This window comes from Bacillus sp. LR_5 (assembly GCF_042709275.1).
Genome location: NZ_JAVAXX010000546.1, coordinates 1 through 1,878, shown reverse-complemented (window position 1 = coordinate 1,878; position 1,878 = coordinate 1). Strand labels below are relative to the sequence as shown.

Below are 1,878 nucleotides of genomic sequence, written 5' to 3'. Positions count from 1 at the left end.
GATATTTGACTAAAAGGGAGAGGGCCGGCACCTCCCCTTTTTTTACACGCAAAAAAAGGGTAAACTGATAGAAGCTTAGGCAAAATAGAAAAGCCCTGAGCCAAAAAAGTTTTAAAAGCGGGGAGCTTGGTGCGATGCAAATTATTCACCGTGTAGCCGTTATGCAAGTCTTAACCGAGCGCAGCAAAGAAAAGCTTTTAGCTTCTTTTGCCGAAAAGAAACAAATGCTTGAACGAGAATGCAGCCAGCTCTATTTTCAGCTTAGAAAACATGAGAAAGAACAGCAAAACCCAGATATGATTGAACAATTTAAAAAGGCAATAGAAAAGCGAAAAGATAACATAAAAATAATCGATTTTCAAATTGCTCAAGTACATACATTGCCGCTTGGCAGTGAGATGAAAGAAAAGGAAGTCGATGCGCTGCTGACGATTGAAGCCGGGGATGACTGGCATGAGAAAACAGCAGCAAACACCATCGTCATAAAAGACGGAAAAGTAATTGAAATTCGCCAGAGGTGATCATATGACAAAGCGATGGTTTAATGTAGGTAAAATCGTAAATACCCACGGAATTAAAGGCGAAGTGCGGGTGATTTCGAAAACAGATTTTGCCGAAGAACGGTATAAGCCGGGCAACACGCTGTATTTGTTTATGGACGGACGTAACGAACCAGTGGAAGTAACAGTAAACACGCACAGACTGCATAAGCAATTTCATCTGCTGCAGTTTAAAGAAAGACAAGGCCTGAATGAAGTAGAGGAACTGAAAAACGCAATCATTAAAGTGCCTGAAGAAGATTTAGGAGAGCTGAATGAGGGAGAATTTTATTTCCACGAAATCATCGGGTGCGAAGTATTTACCGAAGACGGCGAACTCATCGGAAAGATTAAGGAAATTTTGACGCCTGGAGCTAATGACGTTTGGGTTATCGGGCGAAAAGGGAAAAAAGACGCGCTGATTCCTTACATTGAATCAGTGGTCAAACATATCGATGTCAGCGAAAAGAAAATTGAGATTGAACTCATGGAAGGATTAATAGACGAATGAAAATCGACTTTTTGACGCTGTTTCCCGAAATGTTCGAAGGTGTGCTCGGTTCATCGATTCTTCAAAAAGCCCAGGACAAAGATGCGGTACAGTTTCAGGTCGTAAATTTCCGGGAGTATTCTGATAACAAGCACAATACTGTTGATGATTATCCTTATGGCGGCGGCGCAGGCATGGTTCTCAAGCCTCAGCCTGTTTTTGACGCGGTCGAGGACCTGACATCAAAGGCAGCTGCTGCTCCGCGTATTATCCTCGTCTGTCCGCAAGGTGAGCGTTTTACCCAAAAAAAAGCAGAACAATTAGCGAAGGAAGAGCATTTGCTGTTTATTTGCGGCCACTATGAAGGTTATGATGAACGCATTCGTGAGCATCTGGTGACAGATGAAATATCCATTGGCGATTTTGTTCTGACGGGCGGTGAGCTTCCTGCAATGATGATTGCAGACAGTGTGGTCAGACTGCTTCCGGGTGTGCTGGGCAAAGAAGCTTCCCATATTGAGGATTCATTCAGCACCGGCCTTTTAGAACACCCGCATTATACAAGACCGGCAGATTACAAAGGTTTAAAAGTGCCTGAAACACTCCTGTCAGGAAACCATGCAAAAATCAAAGAATGGCGGAATAAAGAATCGATTAGAAGGACCTATGTAAGACGTCCGGATCTTTTGAAAGACTACCCGCTTACAGAGCAGCAAAGAAAATGGATTTCTGAATGGGAAAAAGAATAGATTTTATTGCATAGGCTATGAAATTGTGATAAGATACTACTTGTGGCTTAAGCGGGCTTATCCGCTGCAAGCTTGAAAACGATGTTCCGCTGTGCCGGGC

At 43.1% G+C, this 1,878-nt stretch carries 3 protein-coding genes; all 3 read left to right on the top strand.

What is annotated here, in order from left to right:
* Positions 1–134 precede the first annotated feature (134 nt).
* From RAC86_RS38300 to trmD, 3 genes are read left to right on the top strand one after another with little or no spacing between them, the layout of a single operon-like run.
* Positions 135–521: a YlqD family protein gene (locus RAC86_RS38300; RefSeq protein ID WP_014113772.1), complete on the top strand. Its 387-nt coding sequence runs from the start codon at positions 135–137 to the stop codon at positions 519–521.
* Positions 522–525: 4 nt separating this feature from the next.
* The gene (gene rimM / locus RAC86_RS38295; RefSeq protein WP_061187452.1) at positions 526–1,050 is read left to right on the top strand and encodes a ribosome maturation factor RimM; all 525 of its coding nucleotides are present in this window, start codon (positions 526–528) and stop codon (positions 1,048–1,050) included.
* Positions 1,047–1,778: a tRNA (guanosine(37)-N1)-methyltransferase TrmD gene (trmD, locus tag RAC86_RS38290; RefSeq protein ID WP_014113774.1), complete on the top strand. Its 732-nt coding sequence runs from the start codon at positions 1,047–1,049 to the stop codon at positions 1,776–1,778. The genes rimM and trmD overlap by 4 nt, the downstream gene beginning before the upstream one ends.
* Positions 1,779–1,878: the final 100 nt, after the last annotated feature.

Bases quoted from the DNA above. Each gene is read 5' to 3' on its own strand.
- RAC86_RS38300 (WP_014113772.1), top strand. From the start codon at position 135: ATGCAAATTATTCACCGTGTAGCCGTTATGCAAGTCTTAACCGAGCGC.
- rimM (WP_061187452.1), top strand. From the start codon at position 526: ATGACAAAGCGATGGTTTAATGTAGGTAAAATCGTAAATACCCACGGA.
- trmD (WP_014113774.1), top strand. From the start codon at position 1,047: ATGAAAATCGACTTTTTGACGCTGTTTCCCGAAATGTTCGAAGGTGTG.